21 protein-coding genes are annotated in these 19,784 nt (G+C 69.6%); 9 read left to right on the top strand and 12 right to left on the bottom strand.

What is annotated here, in order from left to right:
- Positions 1 to 36: 36 nt before the first annotated feature.
- From E5198_RS06730 to metG, 4 genes are all read right to left on the bottom strand, one after another.
- Positions 37 to 435: a DUF350 domain-containing protein gene (locus E5198_RS06730; protein ID WP_136489233.1), complete on the bottom strand. Its 399-nt coding sequence runs from the start codon at positions 433 to 435 to the stop codon at positions 37 to 39.
- Positions 436 to 462: 27 nt separating this feature from the next.
- A complete protein-coding gene (locus tag E5198_RS06725) occupies positions 463 to 1,584 on the bottom strand; it encodes a glutathionylspermidine synthase family protein (RefSeq protein WP_136489232.1) in 1,122 nt (373 codons plus the stop codon).
- Positions 1,584 to 1,910 carry a hypothetical protein gene (locus tag E5198_RS06720; protein ID WP_136489231.1) on the bottom strand — a complete coding sequence of 109 codons (327 nt, stop codon included), beginning with the start codon at positions 1,908 to 1,910 and terminating at the stop codon, positions 1,584 to 1,586. The genes E5198_RS06725 and E5198_RS06720 overlap by 1 nt, the downstream gene beginning before the upstream one ends.
- A gap of 202 nt (positions 1,911 to 2,112) precedes the next feature.
- Positions 2,113 to 4,155 carry a methionine--tRNA ligase gene (metG, locus tag E5198_RS06715; protein ID WP_136489230.1) on the bottom strand — a complete coding sequence of 681 codons (2,043 nt, stop codon included), beginning with the start codon at positions 4,153 to 4,155 and terminating at the stop codon, positions 2,113 to 2,115.
- Positions 4,156 to 4,289: 134 nt separating this feature from the next.
- Between metG and apbC the strand changes: the two genes are divergently transcribed.
- Positions 4,290 to 5,378 (top strand): iron-sulfur cluster carrier protein ApbC, encoded by a 1,089-nt coding sequence (gene apbC / locus E5198_RS06710; RefSeq protein ID WP_136489229.1) that lies wholly within the window; start codon positions 4,290 to 4,292, stop codon positions 5,376 to 5,378.
- Between the two features lie 101 nt (positions 5,379 to 5,479).
- On the opposite strand, the gene E5198_RS06705 is transcribed toward apbC, so the two are convergent.
- A complete protein-coding gene (locus E5198_RS06705; RefSeq protein ID WP_090214305.1) occupies positions 5,480 to 5,689 on the bottom strand; it encodes a cold-shock protein in 210 nt (69 codons plus the stop codon).
- 320 nt (positions 5,690 to 6,009) lie between these two features.
- Between E5198_RS06705 and dcd the strand changes: the two genes are divergently transcribed.
- Positions 6,010 to 6,576 (top strand): dCTP deaminase, encoded by a 567-nt coding sequence (gene dcd, locus E5198_RS06700; RefSeq protein WP_136489228.1) that lies wholly within the window; start codon positions 6,010 to 6,012, stop codon positions 6,574 to 6,576.
- 53 nt (positions 6,577 to 6,629) lie between these two features.
- Here dcd and E5198_RS06695 read toward each other — a convergent pair whose 3' ends face one another.
- The 6 genes from E5198_RS06695 to E5198_RS06670 all read right to left on the bottom strand — a co-directional run bounded on the left by E5198_RS06695 (position 6,630) and on the right by E5198_RS06670 (position 13,173).
- Positions 6,630 to 7,955, bottom strand: a complete 1,326-nt coding sequence (locus E5198_RS06695; RefSeq protein WP_136489227.1) for an erythromycin esterase family protein — start codon at positions 7,953 to 7,955, stop codon at positions 6,630 to 6,632.
- Positions 7,956 to 8,049: 94 nt separating this feature from the next.
- Positions 8,050 to 9,186 (bottom strand): VIT1/CCC1 transporter family protein, encoded by a 1,137-nt coding sequence (locus tag E5198_RS06690; RefSeq protein WP_136489226.1) that lies wholly within the window; start codon positions 9,184 to 9,186, stop codon positions 8,050 to 8,052.
- 156 nt (positions 9,187 to 9,342) lie between these two features.
- Positions 9,343 to 11,883 (bottom strand): penicillin acylase family protein, encoded by a 2,541-nt coding sequence (locus E5198_RS06685; RefSeq protein WP_136489225.1) that lies wholly within the window; start codon positions 11,881 to 11,883, stop codon positions 9,343 to 9,345.
- Positions 11,884 to 12,005: 122 nt separating this feature from the next.
- Positions 12,006 to 12,473, bottom strand: coding sequence for a DUF2489 domain-containing protein (locus E5198_RS06680; RefSeq protein WP_136489224.1), 468 nt, complete (start codon positions 12,471 to 12,473; stop codon positions 12,006 to 12,008).
- A 7-nt stretch (positions 12,474 to 12,480) separates the two neighbouring features.
- On the bottom strand, positions 12,481 to 12,672 hold the full coding sequence (locus tag E5198_RS06675; RefSeq protein WP_136489223.1) for an SEC-C metal-binding domain-containing protein: 192 nt from the start codon (positions 12,670 to 12,672) through the stop codon (positions 12,481 to 12,483).
- Between the two features lie 3 nt (positions 12,673 to 12,675).
- A complete protein-coding gene (locus tag E5198_RS06670; protein WP_136489222.1) occupies positions 12,676 to 13,173 on the bottom strand; it encodes an LEA type 2 family protein in 498 nt (165 codons plus the stop codon).
- 164 nt (positions 13,174 to 13,337) lie between these two features.
- Between E5198_RS06670 and E5198_RS06665 the strand changes: the two genes are divergently transcribed.
- Positions 13,338 to 13,865, top strand: a complete 528-nt coding sequence (locus E5198_RS06665) for a hypothetical protein (protein ID WP_136489250.1) — start codon at positions 13,338 to 13,340, stop codon at positions 13,863 to 13,865.
- 21 nt (positions 13,866 to 13,886) lie between these two features.
- Here the strand turns inward: E5198_RS06665 and E5198_RS06660 are convergent, their stop codons facing one another.
- Complete coding sequence (locus tag E5198_RS06660) at positions 13,887 to 14,357, bottom strand: YchJ family protein (protein ID WP_136489221.1); 471 nt, start codon at positions 14,355 to 14,357, stop codon at positions 13,887 to 13,889.
- Positions 14,358 to 14,496: 139 nt separating this feature from the next.
- Between E5198_RS06660 and E5198_RS06655 the strand changes: the two genes are divergently transcribed.
- The 6 genes from E5198_RS06655 to E5198_RS06630 all read left to right on the top strand — a co-directional run bounded on the left by E5198_RS06655 (position 14,497) and on the right by E5198_RS06630 (position 19,729).
- Positions 14,497 to 15,228: an OmpA family protein gene (locus tag E5198_RS06655; protein ID WP_136489220.1), complete on the top strand. Its 732-nt coding sequence runs from the start codon at positions 14,497 to 14,499 to the stop codon at positions 15,226 to 15,228.
- Between the two features lie 118 nt (positions 15,229 to 15,346).
- On the top strand, positions 15,347 to 15,703 hold the full coding sequence (locus E5198_RS06650) for a DUF1145 domain-containing protein (protein ID WP_136489219.1): 357 nt from the start codon (positions 15,347 to 15,349) through the stop codon (positions 15,701 to 15,703).
- A 101-nt stretch (positions 15,704 to 15,804) separates the two neighbouring features.
- Positions 15,805 to 17,949: an ATP-dependent DNA helicase DinG gene (dinG, locus tag E5198_RS06645; RefSeq protein ID WP_136489218.1), complete on the top strand. Its 2,145-nt coding sequence runs from the start codon at positions 15,805 to 15,807 to the stop codon at positions 17,947 to 17,949.
- Between the two features lie 112 nt (positions 17,950 to 18,061).
- Complete coding sequence (locus E5198_RS06640; RefSeq protein ID WP_136489217.1) at positions 18,062 to 19,207, top strand: serine hydrolase domain-containing protein; 1,146 nt, start codon at positions 18,062 to 18,064, stop codon at positions 19,205 to 19,207.
- A 13-nt stretch (positions 19,208 to 19,220) separates the two neighbouring features.
- On the top strand, positions 19,221 to 19,478 hold the full coding sequence (locus E5198_RS06635) for a type II toxin-antitoxin system Phd/YefM family antitoxin (protein ID WP_136489216.1): 258 nt from the start codon (positions 19,221 to 19,223) through the stop codon (positions 19,476 to 19,478).
- Positions 19,475 to 19,729: a Txe/YoeB family addiction module toxin gene (locus tag E5198_RS06630; protein ID WP_136489215.1), complete on the top strand. Its 255-nt coding sequence runs from the start codon at positions 19,475 to 19,477 to the stop codon at positions 19,727 to 19,729. Before E5198_RS06635 ends, E5198_RS06630 begins: the two co-directional genes overlap by 4 nt.
- The last annotated feature ends 55 nt before the right edge of the window (positions 19,730 to 19,784 follow it).

Genomic DNA, 19,784 nt, shown 5'->3' with positions numbered 1-19,784 from the left:
AGGCGCGGGCCAGAGGCGCCGGCGCCTGCGGGGGGGTCAGTAGACCATGCAGGCGGCGTTGAGCAGGCCGGCGCACAGGGCGCTGCCGCCGAGGAACAGGCCGTGGGCCAGGCAGTTGCCGGTGATGCCCTGGCGCAGCTCGGGGAGCAGCCGGGCGACCGCCAGGTAGACCAGCGCCTGCACCAGCATGGCGATGCAGCCCCACACCAGCATGTCGAGCAGGCTGGTGCTGTGGGCGATGCTGCTGGCCAGCGGCAGGGCGAAGCCGAGCAGCGCGCCGATCAGGGCCAGGGCGGCGGCGAGGTTGCCGGCACGGATCAGTTCCAGTTCGGCGTAGGGCGTCAGGCGGATGTACAGGCTGGCGAACAGGCCGAACAGGGCCAGCGCAGTGGCGAAGTAGGCGAGGAAGCTGGGCAGGGTTTGCAGCAGGTCCACGACGGGATCTCCTTGGATTCGGTGGGCTCAGGCGTTGCGGAAGAAGTGCGGCACGAAGCGGCTGCTGTCGCGGGTGATCGGCCCGGCATCCTCGCGGATGCCCAGGCCCGCGGCGCGCTCGCCGACCATCCAGCAGCCGAGCACCGGGTAGTTGCCGGCGAACTCCGGCAGCGGCGCATACGCCTGCCAGATGCACGGCGCCTGGCCATGCGGGCCGTCGCTGGCCAGGATGCCGCCCTCGCTGACGATGCGGATGTTCTCGCCCTCGCGCGAATACAGCGGCTTGCGCACGTGGGGCAGCGGCAGGTCGTCGCCGAAGCTGGCCGGCAGCAGGTTGGGGTGCTCGGGAAACAGCCGCCAGAGGATCGGCAGCAGCGCTTTGCACGACAGCAGCAGCTTCCACGCCGGTTCGAGGAAGCGGATGCCGCTGGTCGCCACGTGGGCACCGAATTCGTCCTCCAGCAGCCATTCCCACGGATACAGCTTGAAGCAGTGGCGGATCGGCCGGCCGCCTTCGTCGACGAAGCAGTGCCGCGCGGCATCGAAGCCGATCCGCTCGATCGGCAGGTAGTCGCTGGCCAGGCCCGCCTGGTGCGCGGTGTCCAGCAGGTACAGGGCGTTGCCGGTGTCCTCCTCATGGCCGGCGAGGGCGGCGAAGTGCACCGGACCGCCGGGATCGAGCGCCCGCCAGCGCTCGATCAGCTGCTCGTGCAGCGAGTTGAACTGGTCGGCGTCCGGCAGCACGTCCTGCAGCCAGAACCACTGCACCACGCTGGCTTCCAGCAGGCCGGTGGGGGTGTCGGCGTTGTACTCGAGCAGCTTCGGCGCGCCCGTGCCGTCCCAGGAGAAGTCGAAGCGTCCGTACAGGCTGGGCTCCTGCCGCTGCCAGGAGTCGACGATCAGCTCGCGGGCGCGCGGCGGCAGGGCGAAGGGCGCGAAGTGCTCATGGCGGACGATCCAGTCCACCGCCTCCAGGCAGCGCTGGTGCAGGTCCTCGCTGGCGCTTTCCAGCGTCTCGATCTGCTCCAGGGTGAACTCGTAGGCGGCCGACTCGTCCCAGTAGGTGCCGTCGATGCTGTGGAAGGTGAAGCCCAGCTGCTCGCACTGGGCGCGCCAGTGCGGTCGCGGGGTGAAGGCACGGCGCTGCATCAGCCGCCCCCCGAGAAGCGCGCCCCGGAGCTGCCGAAGCCGCCACGGGCGACCATCTGCCGGGTCTGCACCAGGTGCTGGCGGGCCGTGTAGGGGCGGGAGCCGTCCTCGTAGCTGGGGCCGAGATAGCGGCTGACGCCGACGTAGCCGGAGCCACCGCTGCCGCCGCTGCTCTCGGGCTCGCAGGCCCAGGCGTGCTGGGCCCAGTCGGCCTGGCACTCCTCCTGGCTGGCGTAGCGGTCGCGGTAGACCGCGTCGTGGTGGAGGACGGACATCAGCACGCCGCCGGTGAGCACGCTGGTGAATACGACGGTGGATTTCTTCATGCGTCCTTGCGTGGTTCAGAAAGCGAGGCCGCCAAGTTTAACCGCGGCGGCGGGAAAAATCGGTGATGCGTGCCCGCGTGAGGTTCCGATCATGCCCACGCTCCTGCGTGGGCATGCGGCCCGAGCCGCTCCTGCGGCTGGACGCGGAGCGTCCAAGGCGGGGTTCCCACGCGGAGCATGGGAACCATCGACGTGCCAGCAGTCAGTGCACGCGCTGGCCCGGCTTGGCGCCGGCGTCCGGGCTGAGCAGGAAGATCTCCTCGCCGCCCGGGCCGGCGGCCAGCACCATGCCCTCGGACAGGCCGAACTTCATCTTGCGCGGCGCCAGGTTGGCCACGTACAGGGTCAGGCGGCCCTCCAGCTTGCTCGGGTCCGGGTAGGCGGACTTGATGCCGCTGAACACGTTGCGCTTGGCGTCGCCGATGTCCAGGGTCAGGCGCAGCAGCTTGTCGGCGCCCTCGACGAACTCGCACTTCTCGATCAGGGCGATGCGCAGGTCCACCGCGGCAAAGGCGTCGAAGTTGATTTCCGCAGCCAGCGGCTCCTTGACCAGTTCGCCGTTGCCGGTCGGGGCGGCTTCGGTGCTCTGGGCGGCGAGGTCTTCCTTGGAGGCTTCGATCATGGCGTCAATCTTCGCGGGTTCGATACGGGTCATCAGCGGGGTGAACGGGTTGAGCTGGTGGTTGGCCAGGCGCAGCTCGTGGTCCTGCCAGGTCAGTGGGGCGACGTTGAGGAAGCCCTCGGCGGCGGCGGCCAGGTTGGGCAGCACCGGCTTGAGGAAGATCACCAGCTGGCGGAACAGGTTGACGCCGAAGGCGCAGATCTCCTGGACCTCGGCCTGCTTGCCCTCGACCTTGTTCAGCGCCCACGGCGCCTTGTCGGCGATCCAGGCGTTGGCGCGGTCGGCCAGATGCATGATCTCGCGCATGGCGCGGCCGAAGTCGCGGTGCTCGTAGGCCTCGGCGATGCTCGGCGCGGCGGCCTGGAAGGCCTCCCACAGCTCGGGCTCGGGATTGGCGTCGACCATCACCCCGGCGTTGCCCTTGTGGATGAAGCCGGCGCAGCGGCTGGCGATGTTGACCACCTTGCCGACCAGGTCCGAGTTGACCTTCTGCACGAAGTCCTCGAGGTTGAGGTCCAGATCGTCCACGCCGCGCGACAGCTTGCTGGCGTAGTAGTAGCGCAGGTACTCGGGATTGAGGTGATCCAGGTAGGTGCGCGCCTTGATGAAGGTGCCGCGCGACTTGGACATCTTCTGGCCGTTGACGGTCAGGTAGCCGTGCACGTTGACCGCGGTCGGCTTGCGGTAGCCGGCGCCTTCCAGCATCGCCGGCCAGAACAGGGTGTGGAAGTTGACGATGTCCTTGCCGATGAAGTGGTACAGCTCGGCGGTGGAATCCTTGTTCCAGAAGGCGTCGAAGTCCAGCTCCGGGCGGCGCGCGCAGAGGTTCTTGAAGCTGGCCATGTATCCGACCGGCGCGTCCAGCCAGACGTAGAAGTACTTGCCCGGCTCGTCGGGGATCTCGAAGCCGAAGTAGGGTGCATCGCGGGAGATGTCCCACTCCTGCAGGCCGCCGTCCAGCCATTCGGCGATCTTGTTGGCCACCGCGTCCTGCAGGGCGCCGCCGCGGGTCCACTGCTTGAGCATCGTTTCGAAGTCGGGGAGCTTGAAGAAGAAGTGCTTGGAGTCGCGCAGCACCGGGGTGGCGCCGGAGATCGCCGAGCGCGGGTCCTTCAGCTCGGTCGGCTCGTAGGTGGCGCCGCACTTCTCACAGTTGTCGCCGTACTGGTCCTCGGCGCCGCACTTCGGGCAGGTGCCCTTGATGAAGCGGTCGGCGAGGAACATGCCCTTCTCGGGATCGAAGTACTGGGTCACCGAGCGGGTGGCGATGTGTCCGGCCTCGCGCAGCTTCAGGTAGATGCCGGTGGCCAGCTCGCGGTTCTCGATCGAGTGGGTCGAGTGGAAGTTGTCGAAGTTGACCAGGAAGTCGGCGAAATCGCCGCTGTGCTCGGCCTGCACGCCGTCGATCAGCTGCTGGGGCGTGATGCCTTCCTTCTCGGCGCGCAGCATGATCGCCGAGCCGTGGGCGTCGTCGGCGCAGACGTAGATGCACTGGTTGCCGCGCTGTTTCTGGAAGCGCACCCAGATGTCGGTCTGGATGTACTCGAGCATGTGGCCCAGGTGGATGGAGCCGTTGGCGTAGGGCAGGGCGCTGGTAACGAGAATCTGGCGGGGCTCGGACATGATGATCGGCTGCACTGGCGAAACAGGGAAAGGCGGGAACTATATAGGCACGGGCGGTTTTTTTCATCCGCGGGGCTGGCGCTCGGGTAGGATATCCCCCCGTTCCGCTCAACCATTCTTCCCGGGAGTCACCCATGAGTGCCGTCACCCGCGCCGCCGTCGAGGCGGTTCTGCGTCAGTACCTTGATCCGCATCTCGATCAGGACCCGGTCAGCGCCGGCTGCCTGCGCGACGTCGCCATCGACGGCGGCCGCGTGCGCGTGCGTCTGGAGCTGGGCTACGCCGCCGGGCTGTTCAAGGCCGGCTGGGCCGAGCTGCTCAAGTCCGGGCTGGAGAATCTCGACGGCGTGACCGAAGCCGTGGTGCAGGTGGACTGCGTGATCCCCGCCCACCAGGTGCCGGCGCAGACCCAGGCGCTGGCCGGGGTGAAGAACGTCATCGCCGTGGCCTCGGGCAAGGGCGGCGTCGGCAAGTCGACCACCGCCGCCAACCTGGCGCTGGCGCTGGCCCGCGAGGGCGCGCGGGTCGGCATCCTCGACGCCGACATCTATGGCCCCAGCCAGGGCCTGATGCTTGGCATCAAGGACGGCACCCGCCCGCAGGTGAGGGACGGCCAGTGGTTCGTGCCGCTCGAGGCCCATGGCGTGCAGGTGATGTCGATGGCCTTCCTCGCCGACGAGCGCACGCCGATGGTCTGGCGCGGCCCGATGGCCTCCGGCGCACTGCTGCAGCTGATCACCCAGAGTGCCTGGGACAACCTCGACTACCTGGTGGTGGACATGCCGCCGGGCACCGGCGACATCCAGCTGACCCTGGCGCAGAAGGTGCCGGTGGCCGGCGCGCTGATCGTCACCACCCCGCAGGACCTGGCCCTGCTGGATGCCAGGAAGGGCGTGGAGATGTTCACCAAGGTCAACATCCCGGTGCTCGGCGTGGTGGAGAACATGGCGGTGCACATCTGCTCGAACTGTGGGCATGCTGAGCACCTGTTCGGCGAGGGCGGCGGGGCCAAGCTGGCCGCGCAGTACGGCGTCGAGGTGCTGGCCTCCCTGCCGCTGGCCATGGCCATCCGCGAGCAGGCCGACGGCGGCAAGCCGACCGTGGTGGCCGAGCCGGACGGTCCGCTGGCGCTGCTTTACCAGCAGCTGGCGCGCAAGGTTGGCGCGCGGCTGGTGCGCCAGACGGCGCCGGCGATGCCGAGCATCAGCATCAGCGAGGATTGATCCGCGAGACGGGCGGCGGCGTTGCCGTCGCCCGTCTCGGGAAGAAATCGCAGGCATAAAAAAACCCCGCCTGGGCGGGGTCTTTTGCGGGAAAGAACAGGTCAGATGACCTGGACTTCCTCGGCTTGCATGCCTTTCTGGCCGCGGGTCGCGACGAAAGAAACGGCTTGGCCTTCTTTCAGGCTCTTGAAGCCGTCGCTCTGAATGGCGCGGAAGTGTACGAAGAGGTCGTCACCGGATTGCGGGGTGATGAAGCCGAAGCCTTTCTCATCGTTGAACCACTTGACGGTACCGGTTTGGCGATTGGACATGTGAATGTCTCCTTGCATGAGTTTGAAAAGGTGGGTGACCTGGAAATTCCGGGCCGGGAACTGAATGCAAGGAGTTAGGAGTCGTAGCAATGACTGGATTGAGATCCGGACATTTTGTAGCGATTCACGGTGACACATGCAGCAGCTGCAGCCACCATACGCGTTTTGCGCCAGGAAGCGAGCTTTATTTTCATTTTTTTGCCGCAAGCGACCGGCGGCAGGTCGAGACTCGTGGTCGGCAAGCCTTTGAACCGGGCTTTGCGCCCCGGTAAGATGCGCGCCCGACCTTTATCTCGCACAGCCTGAGCAGGACACCCGCCATGAGCATCAAATCGGACAAGTGGATTCGCCGCATGGCCCTCGAGCACGGCATGATCGAGCCCTTCGTCGAGCGTCAGGTGCGCGGTGCCGATTCCGACCGGGTCATCTCCTACGGGGTGTCCAGCTACGGCTACGACGTGCGCTGCGCCGACGAATTCAAGGTGTTCACCAACATCCATTCGGCCACCGTCGACCCGAAGAACTTCGACGAGAAGAGCTTCGTCGACGTCAAGGGCGACGTCTGCATCATCCCGCCGAACTCCTTCGCCCTGGCGCGAACCGTCGAGTACTTCCGCATCCCGCGCGACGTGCTGACCATCTGCTTGGGCAAGAGCACCTACGCGCGCTGCGGCATCATCGTCAACGTCACCCCGCTCGAGCCGGAGTGGGAAGGCCACGTGACCCTGGAGTTCTCCAACACCACCACCCTGCCGGCGAAGATCTACGCCAACGAGGGCGTGGCGCAGATGCTGTTCCTGCAGTCCGACGAGGAGTGCGAAGTGTCCTACAAGGACCGCGGCGGCAAGTACCAGGGCCAGACCGGGGTGACCCTGCCCAAGGCCTGAGCCGCTCCGCTGTCGAAAACGAGCCGCGCCTGTCGCGGCTCGTTCGTTTCCGGCTACTCCCCGAACGGCCAGGTCTCGTCCTCGCCGCCGTGCGGGGTTTCCCGGTCGAGCGGGGTGACCGCACAGGTCTGCTCCAGCCACAGCCAGGCGTCGAACTGCTCGGCCAGCACTGCCTCGAAGTAGTGGCTCTGCCGCTCGCTCTCCGGGCGGTAGATCACGCCGATGGCGCGCTCCAGCAGGGTGTCGGACAGCGCGGCGCGCAGCTCATCGCGGGCGTCGCCACGCCAGTCGGTGAGCGAGGCGGGGATGCCGGCCTGCAGGAACACCTGCTCCCAGCTGTCGTGACGCGAGGGGCGCACCTGCTTGATCCGCATCGGCTCGTCCCAGTTGTCGGCCGCCGCCACCGTGCCGCGGTCGGTGCCCATGCCGATCAGCACCGCCTCGCGGCCCCAGGCGTCGCGGCACAGCTCGCCGATGTTGAACTCGCCGGCCCAGCCCATGGCGGTGGCGCTGGCGTTGCCGATGTGCGAGTTGTGCGCCCAGACCACCGCCTTCGCCGCCGGGCCGCGGTGCTCCAGTAGACGCTCGAGGCTGTCGAACATGTGCTGGTCGCGCAGGTTCCACGAGGCGACCGAGCCGTGGTACATGGCCCGGTAGTACTGCTCGGCGGCCTGCACCACGCGGGCGTTCTGGGTGGCGTCGAAGAACGCCTCGCCGCCCTCGGCCAGGTGCTCCAGGCGCTGTTCGAGCAGGGCGCGCAGCTGTTCGACCACCGCGTCCTCGCAGGAGCGCTGGCCGTGCAGGACGTTGCGTCCGTACAGCGCCGGCGCATTCTCCCAGGGCTTCAGGCAGCCGTAGCGCTGGCGCGCGGCCTGCGCCGCCTCGGCGTCGGTGCGGTCCAGGTAGTCGAGCACCGCGCTGATCGAGGCGCTCAGGCTGTACACGTCGAGGCCGCGGAACTCGACGCGCCGCGCCATGGGCAGCGCCGCGTTGTGTTGCGTGAGCCAGGCGCAGAACCCGGCGACCTCGCGGTTGCGCCACATCCAGGTGGGGAAGCGCCGGAAGGCCTGGCGCGTCCAGGTGGGCGGCTCCTGAGCGCGCACCTGGCGGTCGATCTGCGCGGCGTCCGGCCAGTCGGCCTCGACGGCGACTATGCTGAAGCCGTGTTTTTCGATCAGCCGGCGGGTGATGGCCGCGCGGGCGCGGTAGAACTCGCTGGTGCCGTGGCTGGCCTCGCCGATCAGCACCACGCGGGCGTCGGCGTAGCGGTCGAACAGCGCGGCGAACTCGGCGCTGTCCACGCCCGGCAGCGGCTCGGCGAAGTGGCGCAGCAGGGCCAGGCGTTCGCTGGCGCCTGGCCGGTGGGCGTGTTCTTTCATGTGGGCCTCCCGACGCACCGGGCTGCGGTGCGTCAGGGAAAGCCTAGCCAGCGGTGGCGTGTGCGTGCGCCGGGCCGACGAACTCACTGGCGGCTCAGCCTCCCACCGTCACCCCCAGCCAGTGCCCCAGCCCGTAGGTGATCGCCGCCGCGCCGAGGCCGAAGGCCACCTGGCGCAGGCCGGAGTAGAGCAGGCCGCGGCCGGTGAACAGGGTTACCAGGGCGCCGATCAGGAACAGCCCGCCGGCGCTGAACAGGGCGCAGGCCAGTACCGCGGCCTGGCCGTCGAGCAGCAGGAACGGCAGCACCGGGATCAGCGCGCCGAGGCTGAACACCACGAAGGAAGTGATCGCCGCCAGCCAGGCCGAGCCGCCGAGGTCGTCGGGATCGACGCCCAGCTCCTCGCGCACCAGAGTGTCCAGCGCGCGGCTCTTGTCGGCCATGATGCCTTCGGCCATGGCGCGCGCCTTGCCCTCGTCGAGGCCCTTGGCGCGGTAGATCAGCACCAGTTCCTCGGCTTCCTCGTCGGGCACCATTTCCAGTTCGTCGCGCTCGGTGGCGATCTGCTGCTCGTACAGCTCGCGGGCGTTCTGCACTGACAGCCACTCGCCGAGGGCCATCGAGCAGGCGCCGGCGAGCAGGCCGGCCACTCCGGTGAGCAGCAGGGCGTCGGCAGCGAAGGCAGCGCCGGCCACGCCCATCACCAGGCTGAAGTTGGAGATCAGGCCGTCGTTGGCACCGAGCACCGCGGCGCGCAGGGCGTTGCCGCCGCCGGCGCCGTGGCGACCCTCCAGGCTGGCGAACAGGCGGCCGTTCCAGGTGTTGCGCCGGCCGCGGGCCAGTTCGTTGAGCAGGCGGGCGTGGGAGCGCTCCTGACCGGGCATGCCGGTATCGCAGGCTTCCGGCTGGTCGTCGTACTGGCCGCGGTCGATCTGCTCCAGCGAGGCGGCGGCGCCGATCACCCAGTCCGGGCCGAGCAGGCGGGCGATGCGGATCAGCAGGCGGGTGCGCCAGCTCGGCGCCAGCTCAGGCGCGCTGGCGCCGAGCTGGCGGAACTGCGTGCGCCAGAACTCGGCATGGCGCTCCTCGATGGCGGCCAGGCGGCGGTACAGCTCGCCCAGCTCCGGGCGGCTTTCGTAGCGGGCGAGGGCGCGATACAGCGCGGCGCTGTCGATTTCGCCCTGCAGGTTGCAGCGGTAGCGGGCGAGCTGGGCCTGGCGTTCGGCGGACATGGGGCGGCCTCGGCGATGCGGGAGCATCTTTACAGACTAGCCCCGTGGCGAAGGCTCAGGTGCGCAGGGCGCACCCTACGGAGCACGCCAGGGTACGCCACAGGCTACGGATCTCGCCGGTAGGGTGCGCCGTGCGCACCCCAGGGACGTGCGCCGTTACCGCCCCGGGGTCAGCAGCAGGCGCTGGCTGCCGTAGGCGCGGTCGAGGTTGCGCTCCTGGAACGGCAAGATCTGGTAGCGACCCTTGAGCCAGGCGTCGATGCCGTCGGCATAGTGCGGGCTGGCCGGATTGCCCGACTGCCCGGAGCTGTTGACCGCCTGCAGCGGCTCGTCCTGGCCGAAGTCGACCACCATGCGCGCGGAGGGGATCAGCCAGGTGTCGAAGTCCTTGCCCCACAGCCAGGCCGAGACGTTCAGCGTGCTGTGGTCGCCGCCGGCCGGGTAGGGACCGCGGTCCAGGTAGTCCCGGATGCTCGCCAGGCTGGCGCGTTGGCCGGCGCTCATGTACGGCGCCAGGCGGGTGGCGTCGCTGTCCCACTGGTAGCGGTGCAGCTTGCCCCACTGCCAGGCGCTGCGGTTGCCGCCCAGTTCGCTCTCCAGGCGCGCCACCGCGCCGGCCAGGCTGCGCGCGAGGATCGCCGGCTTGTCTTCCTTGTGCGGCGTGCGCACGTCGTCCCAGAACGGGCTGTCCTGGCGGCCGAGCAGGTGGTCGGCCTGCGCCGAGTAGCTGAGCTTGGCGATCTCCACCAGGCCCTGCCAGGCCGGGCTGTCCTCCGGGCCCAGCTCGTCGAGGAAGGTCTGCCGCGCGCTTTCCTGGAGGAACATGGCGTACAGCGCGGCGTCGGCCGATTGCGCCGCAAGGCGGCCGTCGAAGGCCTGCAGGCGCTTGAGCGCCTCCTGCGCGCGCTCGCGATCGCCACCGGGCAGGGCGGCGATGGCCTGCTGCAGCGGCTGGGCCATGCCGGGGTCGGCGAACATCGCCTTGAGCTTGGCGGCGAACGGCGTCTGCTGGTCGTACTGCATGGCGATCATGCTGCGCGCGTCGTGGCGCGTGCCGGCGCCGGCCAGCTCGGCGATGCGCTCGGCGCGCTCGGGGTAGAACCAGGAGCTGGACAGCTGCACGCCGTAGCCGCCCGGCACGGTGCGCTGGTTGGCAGTGCCCAACCAGCCCTGCGGCGGGTCCTGGTCGTAGGGATGCAGCATGGTGTCGGCGTAGCCGTCCCAGCCGTACTGGCCGTCCCAGCCGGGCGAGGGGACCAGGCCGCGGCCGCCCTTGCGGTTGGGGTAGCGGCCGGTGACCTGCCAGGCGATGTGCTGGGCGTCGGCGTAGACCAGGTTGAGGCCGAGGGCGCGGATGTTGCGCACCGGCTCGTGGGCTTCGTCCACCGACTGCGCGCGCGACAGGTCGAAGAAGGCGTCGAGGGTCTGGTCGGCCTCGAACAGGCTGCTCTTCAGGGCGATGCCGTAGCCGCTGGCCAGGGCGATCGGCTGCAGCGGATCCTTGCGCTCGCCGAGCACGCTGTTGAGCAGCGGGCCGTGGCGGGTTTCCAGGACGGTTTCGCGGATCGGCCGCTGGCCCTTGATGAAGAAGGTTTCCTGGCGTTCGCGCGCCGGCTGCCACTGGCCGTCGGCGAGGTATTCGAGGCGGTTGCCCTGGCGGCGCACCTGCTCGAGGAACAGGTCCTGGGTGTCGCCCATGACCATGGTCATGCCCCAGGCCAGCTTGCCGTTGAAGCCGGCGACCACCGCGGGGATGCCGGCCACCGAAAGACCGGCGACCTGGTATTTCGGCGTGCGCAGCTGCACGAAGCTCCACAGCGAGGGCTGGGTCAGCGGCAGGTGCGGGTCGTTGGCCAGCAGGCTCTTGCCGCTGCGGCTGCGCTGCGGGGCGATCGCCCAGTTGTTCGACGCCGCCACGCCGAGCATGTTGAGCGCCGCCAGCTGGCCGGCGGCGCCGTCGAGGGCGGCCAGGCCGGGGATCTGCCCGCCGAGCCGGAGACCCTTGAGCTTGTCCGCCTCGTCGACCGGCAGCGGCTCGTCCGGGTAGGTCGGCAGCAGCCAGGCCAGCTGCTCGGTGCCGACCTTCTGCGCCAGCGCCAGGCCGGCGATCTCCTCCTGCAGGTTGACCGACAGGCCGAAGTTGAGCAGGCAGAAGATCAGCGCCGAGTCCTCGGGCTTCCAGTATTCCGGGCGGTAGCCGGAGGCGGCCAGGTCCATCGGCAGCCTGTCGCGGTGGCGGAACAGCCAGGCGTTGACGCCGCGGGCGTAGACCTCGAAGAAGCGGCGCAGGCGCGGCGAGGCGTTCTTCCAGACGATGTCGGCGCTCTCGCGCAGGTTCACCGCGCGCATGAAGCGGTCGATCTCCAGCACGCCGGGGCCGGCCATCTCGGCCAGGCGGCCCTGGGCCATCAGGCGCAGGCCGACCATCTGGCCGATGCGGTCGCTGGCGTGCACGTAGCCGAGGGCGAACAGCGCATCGTGGTAGCTGCGGCTCTCGATCAGCGGCATGCCCAGCGGGTTGCGGCGCACCGACACCGTGTCGGCCAGGCCCTTGAGCGGCTGCACCCCGGAGCTCGGCGGCAGGCTGTCCTGGTAGCGGTTGTCCAGCCAGGTCTGGCAGCCGCTCAGGCTGACCAGCGCGGTCAGGGCGGAAGCGCCCGCCAGCAGGGCGAGGGGGCGGAACGAACGCAGCGGCATGACGGGGCTCCGGAAACGGGCGGACGGGATCGGCCCGGCGTGTTCGCCGGGCCGGAAAAGGGCGCTACGTTAGGCGGCGAAAGGGCGCCTGACAAGAGCCGTCAGGCGCCGTGCAGGCGGGCTCAGCCGGCCCGGGCGAGCGGCGGCGGCAGGCCTTCGTCGAGCAGCCAGCGGGCACCCTTGCGGGCGGCGGCCTTGTGGCGGAGTTCCAGCTCGCTGAAGTGCTTCTCGTGGGCGCGGCGCTCGGCGGCGGAGAGCTGCTTCCAGGCGGCATGGGTGGGGATGCCCGAGGTGGCGTCGAACAGGGTGTGGAATACCTGGCAGTGCTCGTGGCCGCTGAGGGCGATGTCGTAGTTGTCGAGCAGCACCTTGATGCGGATGGCGCCCTCGATCAGCGGCAGCTGCCCGTCGAGCAGGCTGCCGGCGAGGATGCGCAGGTCGCCGTTGAGGCGCTGCTGGCGTTCGCTCTCGGCGGTGGCGTAGGCCTTCTGCTGGGCCCACACCCGGCGCCACAGGTGCAGGGCGTAGCCGCCCAGCACCAGCACCACCAGGACTCCGGCCAGCAACAGGCCGAGGGACAGCGTGCTCATCGTCGACTCAGGCGCCGTGGCACTTCTTGTACTTCTGGCCGCTGCCGCACGGGCAGGGATCGTTGCGGCCGACGTCCTTCAGCGGGTTGCGCACCGGCTCCTGGTGGCCGTGGTTGCAGTGCGGGCCGTGGACGTGGGGTTCGTGGTGGTCATGGCCGTGGTTGCAGTCGGGGCCATGCACGTGGGCTTGCTGATTCATCGCTCACTCCGGAATGAAATCGCCGGGAACTATCTGGCCGCTGCGTGCCAGCTGGACGCGGCGGCCGAACATCAGCCCGGTCTTCACCTCGCCTTCGAGGCGATAGCGGATCGGTTTGTCGGGCTTCTCCAACAGTTTGACGATGTATTTCATGTGCCGCCAGAGGTTGGTGTTCACCGGCACCTCGAATTCCTCGCGGCCGTTGGCCGGAACGGTGAACCAGGTGGCGGATTCGCCGCTTGCCAGCTTCACGTCGTTGAGGAAAACCGTGTAAACCAGGCCGCGGATCGGCAGACTCACGTCGTTGGGGTTGTCGACGCGAAAGCGCAGCTTGAACTCCTGCTCGAGCAGGCGGGCGCGGATCACCTCGACCTTGACCAGCTGCACGTCGGGATCCTTGAAGCCGCCACCGAGCCAGGTGGCACAACCGCTCAGGCCGGAGCCGGCCAGCAGGAGCAGGAGGAAGCCGAGGATTCTTGTTGGATGTGCCGGGAAAAGCATGCCATGACTCCGTTGGATGCCCGAGTGTAACAATCGACGGACGGGCTGCAACGTGTTGTTGCGGGAATGTTGCAGTAAAAAAACCAGCGCCATAGTGCGCAGGAAAAAGGACAGGAGTGTGACGGTTGAGCAATCTCTTTGAAGTGGCCTTCGCCGGCGAGCTGATGCCGGGAGCCGAGCCGGAGCAGGTCAAGGCCAATCTGGCGCGGCTGTTCCAGGCCGACCCGCAGCGCATCGCCGCGCTGTTCTCCGGACGGCGCATCGTGATCAAGGGCGGCCTGGATGCCGAGAGCGCGGAAAAGTACCGCCTGACCCTGGCGCGTGCCGGGGCGGTGGTCGAGGTCGCCCCGCTCGGTCAGGCCGAGCCGACCGCGGCGCCGGCACCCGGCGTGGCTGCGACTCCGGCAGCGGTGGCGCCCGCCGCGCGCCCGGCGCCGGTCTCCGGCGACTTCCCCGAGCTGAAGGTGGTCCCGCGCGACCAGTACATGGCGGCGTTCCGCGACGTGGCGGCGCCGGACTTCGGCCTGGCGCCGGTCGGCGTCGACCTGCAGGACACGCGCCCGGCGCTGGTGGCCCCGGCGCTGGACCTCAGCCAGCTCAGCGTGGCGCCGGTCGGCAGCGACATGGGCCAGGCCAGGGCGGCGCCGACCGCGCCGCCGCCGGACACCTCGCACCTGCGCCTGGCCGAGTGACGGCCTTGGCGGGGGCCGCGTTCAGGCCAGGCCCCCGCAGCACTTCTTGAACTTCTGCCCGCTGCCGCACGGGCACGGGTCGTTGCGCCCGGCCTTGAGCGCCACGGTCGGGTCGATGAAGTACCAGCGGCCGTCAACCCTCACGAAGTCCGAGCGTTCGCGGTGGGCGTGTTCGCCGGCCGCATCCTGCCAGCGCGCGACGAAGGTCACCTGCGCGCGTTCCGGCGTGCCGCCCTGCGGCCGGTGCGCTTCCACCGACAGTCCCAGCCAGCGGCTCTGCGCGCTCCAGGCGGCCATGGCCTCGCGCTCGAGGCCGGCCTGCTGGGCGGGCAGGGTGGTGGCCACCAGGTAGTCGATCAGGCCCAGCACGTAGGCGCTGTAGCGCGAGCGCATCAGCGCTTCGGCGGTTTCCGGCACGCCGCCGGCATGGTAGCGAGCGCAGCAGTCGGCCAGCGGCAGGCCGCTGCCGCAGGGGCAGGAGGAGTGGGACATCGGCGGTATCGTCGGCAGTCTGACAGGGGGCGCTAGGGTAGTCCGGTCGGGGGCTGCGGTGCCAGCTGGCAGTGGCGGCGGGGGGCGTCTTTACTTGCTCCTATCGGCAATAAGGACCGATGCAAAGGAGAACTGCATCATGGCAAACGCACTTGCAAGAGCCGCTCTGCCCGCGATCCTCGCCAGCACCCTGCTGGCCGGTTGCGCCTCCACCACCAGTACCGGCGATGCTCCGCTCAACCAGCGCAACTGGCCCTGGTGCAGCCTGATCGGCGGCCTTGCCGGCGGCGGCCTGGGCGCCACCGAAAGCGCGGCCATGGCTGGCGGCGGTGCCGCCGCCGGCGCCATCGTCGGCGGCCTGCTGTGCTACGTCCAGGACGGCGATGCCGACAAGGACGGCGTCTTCGACCGCCGCGACCGCTGCCCGGACACTCCGGAGGGGACCGCGGTGCATCACAACGGCTGCCCGCTCAAGGAGTATCCCGCCGCCGCCCCGGTCGCCGAGCCGCCGGCCCCGCAGGACGAGGTGATCGTGCTCAGCGATCAGGGCGAGGTGCTGTTCGCCTTCGACTCGGCCAAGCTGACCCCGGCGGCCATGGCGACCCTCGACGGGCTGCTGGACAGGCTCGCCGCGCCTGACGTGCAGGCGATCCGCGTCGAGGGGCACACCGACAGCGTCGGCAGCGACGCCTACAACCAGAAGCTTTCCGAGCGGCGCGCCGCCAGCGTGGCGAACTACCTGGCCAGTCGCGGCGTGGCGGCCGACAGGCTGAGCACCCGCGGTTTCGGCGAGAGCCAGCCGCTGGTCGACAACGCCAGCGACGACGGGCGTGCGCAGAACCGTCGGGTGGAGATCGTGATCGACCGCTGAACGGAGGGGCCGCAGGCGAGGGACATGCGGCCCCTCGCCGCGTCCGCTGCGTCGGCCCGTACTTGGCAGCCCCGCGGCCTGCAGCTAAGGTGCGCGCTGGTTTCCTCCGGACATGCCCATGAAACTGCTGACGACCCTGGGCCGCCTGCTGGCCGTGCCGTTCTGGCTGGCGGTGCTGGTCAACCTGGCCGCACCCTTCGCCGCGCCCTTCGCCCTGCTGATCGACGTGGCCGCCGCCGCCGTGTTCGCCCTGCACCTGCTGCAGCTGGTCGCCTGTCGCGATCGGCTCAAGGCCAGCGCCAGCCCGACCCGCGACCGCCTGTTGCTGCTGCTGTTCGGCGCCTTCTGGCTGGACCGCCTGCCGCCGGCCGCCGCCGTGGTCGAGCAACTGGTGCAGGCCACCCGCGAGGTGGCGATGGACGAGGAGGAGGGCCAGGCGGAGCACCCGCCGGTTGCCAAGGTCGAGGCTGCCTGAGCCGGCGTCGACCTTTCGGGTGATCCGCCCTGCAGTGCCCGGGCGGTCGCGCTATCATGGCGCCCGTCCCGATCACTGAACGCATATCCAGCGCGCCCGCCATGCTCAGCACCGAACTCAAGTCCCAGATCCAGGGCGCCTACTCCCGTTTCCTCGAGGCCAAGGGCCTCAAGCCGCGCTACGGCCAGCGCCTGATGATCGCCGAAGTGGCCAAGGGCCTCGGCGCCATCGCGGTCGACGACGAGGGCAAGCGTCTCGGCGAGCCGGCGGTGGTGGCGGTCGAGGCCGGCACCGGTACCGGCAAGACGGTGGCCTACACCCTGGCGGCGATTCCCGCCGCCAAGGCCGCCGGCAAGCGCCTGGTGATCGCCACCGCCACCGTCGCCCTGCAGGAACAGATCGTCTTCAAGGACCTGCCCGACCTGGCGCGCAACAGCGGTCTGTCCTTCAGCTTCGCCCTGGCCAAGGGCCGCGGCCGCTACCTGTGCCTGTCCAAGCTCGACCTGCTGCTGCAGGAAGGCGCCGCCCAGGGCGCCACCGCCCAGCTGTTCGAGGAGGAGGGCTTCCGCATCGACGTCGACGAGGCCAGCCAGAAGCTGTTCAACAGCATGATCGAGCGCCTGGCCGGCAGCCGCTGGGACGGCGATCGCGACGCCTGGCCGGAGGCCATCGACGACGCCCAGTGGGCGCGGCTGACCACCGACCACACCCAGTGCACCGGCCGCCACTGCCCGAACTTCCAGCAGTGCGCCTTCTACAAGGCGCGCGAGGGCATGACCAAGGTCGACGTGATCGTCACCAACCACGACCTGGTGCTGGCCGACCTGGCCCTCGGCGGCGGCGCCATCCTGCCGCCGCCCGGCGACACCCTCTACGTGTTCGACGAGGGCCACCACCTGCCGGACAAGGCCATCGGCCACTTCGCCCACTTCACCCGCCTGCGCTCCACCGCCGAGTGGCTGGAGCAGATCGCCAAGAACCTCACCCGCCTGCTGGCGCAGAACCCGCTGCCCGGCGACTTCGGCCGGCTGGTCGAGGGCGTGCCGGAGCTGGCCCGCGAGATCCGCGCCCAGCAGCAGTTCGTCCAGGCCGCCTGCGAGGAACTCGGCGACTTCCGCCCCGGCGAGGACATGGAAGGCCGCGACCGGCCGCGCCACCGCTTCCCCGGCGGCGTGGTGCCCGAGCACCTGCGCGAGATGGGCATCGAGCTGAAGAAGGGCTTCAACCGCCTCACCGACCAGTTCACCCGGATGAGCGACATCCTCAAGGAGGCGATGGACGGCGACGGCAGCGCCGGAGTGAGCAACTACCAGGCCGAGGAGTGGTATCCGCTGTTCGGCAGCCTGCTGGCGCGTGCGCAGAGCAACTGGGAGCTGTGGACCGCCTTCACCAGCGAGGACCCCGAGGACAGCCCGCCGACGGCGCGCTGGCTGACCCTGGTGGAGAACGGCAGCTATCACGACATCGAGGTCAACGCCAGCCCGATCCTCGCCGCCGAGACCCTGCGCCGCCACCTGTGGAACGTCGCCCATGGCGCCCTGGTGACCTCGGCGACCCTCACCGCACTGGGCAGCTTCGAGCGCTTCCGGATGCGCTCCGGCCTGCCGAAGAACGCTGTCACCGCGGTGGTGCCCAGCCCGTTCCGCTATGCCGAGGCCGGCCTGCTGCACGTCCCTGACATCCAGGCCGACCCGCGCAAGGCCGACGAGCACACCGCGGCCATCGTCCGCGAGCTGCCGGCCATGCTCGAGGGCGCGCGCGGCAGCCTGGTGCTGTTCTCCTCGCGCAAGCAGATGCAGGAGGTGTTCGACGGGCTCGAGCGCGACTGGCGCAAGCGCGTGCTGATCCAGGGCAACCTGTCCAAGCAGGAGACCCTCAACAAGCACAAGGCGCGTGTCGACGACGGCGAGCCCAGCGTGCTGTTCGGCCTGGCCAGCTTCGCCGAGGGTGTCGACCTGCCCGGCGCCTGGTGCGAGCACGTGGTGATCGCCAAGATCCCCTTCGCCGTGCCGGACGATCCGGTCGAGGCGGCGCTGTCGGAGTGGATCGAGGCGCGCGGCGGCAACCCGTTCATGGAGATCGCCGTGCCCGACGCCTCGCTGCGCCTGATCCAGGCCTGCGGCCGCCTGCTGCGCACCGAGCAGGACACCGGCACGGTGACCCTGCTCGACCGCCGCGTGGTCACCCAGCGCTACGGCAAGGCCATCCTCAACACCCTGCCGCCGTTCCGCCGACAGATCGACTGAGTTCATATTGCCGGTGCGCGCGGCGCACCCGTGCGGCGCGTAGTAGGGTGCGCCATGCGCACCATCCATGCCCATGGCCGCGCGCAACCGTAAACCTGGCACAGGAGTCCCCATGCACATCCACGGCTATTTCGACCTGCAGTTCGAGGCGGTGAAGGACGCCTTCGCCGAGCTGTTCAACGACCCGCAGGAGCGCGGCGCCGCGCTGTGCGTGCAGATCGGCGGTGAGACGGTGCTCGACCTGTGGGCCGGCATGGCCGACAGGGATGGCCAGGAGCCCTGGCACACCGACACCATCCTCAACCTGTATTCCTGCACCAAGGCCTTCACCGCCGTCGCGGCGCTGCAGCTGGTCGGCGAGGGCAAGCTGGAGCTGGACGAGCCGGTCGCCCGCCTGTGGCCGGAGTTCGCCGCCGCCGGCAAGCAGCACGTCACCCTGCGCCAGCTGCTCAGCCATCGCGCCGGCCTGCCGGCGATCCGCCAGCCGCTGCCGCCGGAAGCCCTCTACGACTGGGAGGCGATGACCGCCGCGCTGGCCGCCGAGGCGCCGTGGTGGACGCCGGGCGACGGTCACGGCTATGCGCCCATCACCTACGGCTGGCTGGTCGGCGAACCGATCCGCCGCGCCACCGGGCGCAATCCCGGCGAGGTGATCGTCGAGCGCACCGCGCGGCCGCTGGGCCTCGACTTCCACATCGGCCTCCCCGACAGCGAGTTCCACCGCGTCGCCCACATCTCCCGCGGCAAGGGCAACCTCGGCGACGCCGCCGCCCAGCGCGTGCTCAACGCGATGATGCGCGAGCCGCAGGCCATGACCACCCGCGCCTTCACCAACCCGCCGTCGATCATGACCAGCACCAACAAGCCGGAGTGGCGGCGCATGGCGCAGCCGGCGGCCAACGGCCACGGCAACGCGCGCAGCCTGGCCGGCTTCTACGCGGGACTGCTCGACGGCAGCCTGCTCGACAGCGCCCTGCTCGCCGAGATGACCCGCGAGCACAGCCTGGGCGACGACCGCACCCTGCTGACCCACACCCGCCTGGGCCTCGGCCTGATGCTCGAGCAGCCCGAGGTGCCCAACGCCACCTACGGCCTCGGCCGCCACGCCTTCGGCCACCCCGGCGCCGGCGGCTCCATCGGCTTCGCCGACCCCGAGCGGGAGCTGGCGTTCGGCTTCGTCACCAACACCCTCGGCCCGTACGTGCTGATGGACCCGCGCGTGCAAAGGCTGGCGCGGGTGGTGGGGGAGTGTTTGTAGGGAGGAGGCCGCGATGCAGACAATCAGCTACGCCAAGGCTCGCCGGCATCTGGGGAAGCTCATGGACCGGGTGAACAACGACCGTACCCCCATTCTGCTCACCCGTCAGCAGGGCGAGCCGGTGGTGATGATGTCCCTGGCCGAGTACAGCGCGCTCGAGGAGACGGCCTACCTGCTCCGCTCGCCGGCCAATGCCGAGCTGCTGATCGGGTCGATCAACAGCCTGCGGGTTGGCAAGGCGCAGGAGCAGCAACTGATCGACGAGGAGTGAGCAGGCTTGAGCATCCTGAGGCCTGGGACGACTACCTGTGGTTCCAGCAGAACGACAAGGCAGGGCTCAAACGGATCAACCTGTTGATCCGTGACGCCCAGCGCAATCCGTTCAGCGGTATCGGCAAGCCGGAACCCCTCAAGCACAACCTCAGCGGCTTCTGGTCGCGGCGCATCAGCGAGGAGCACCGGCTGGTCTACACGGTCGATGGCGATGCGCTGCAGATCGTGATGTGCCGGTATCACTACTGAGCGTTTGGTCCGGCACCTCCTCGCCCTTCTGCACAGCAGGGGGCCTGTTTTCGTT

It is taken from the genome of Pseudomonas sp. A-1 (genome assembly GCF_004801855.1).
GTDB lineage: Bacteria > Pseudomonadota > Gammaproteobacteria > Pseudomonadales > Pseudomonadaceae > Geopseudomonas.
The sequence above is the reverse complement of the archived record's forward strand: the minus strand, read 5'-3'. Positions and strand labels throughout refer to the sequence as shown.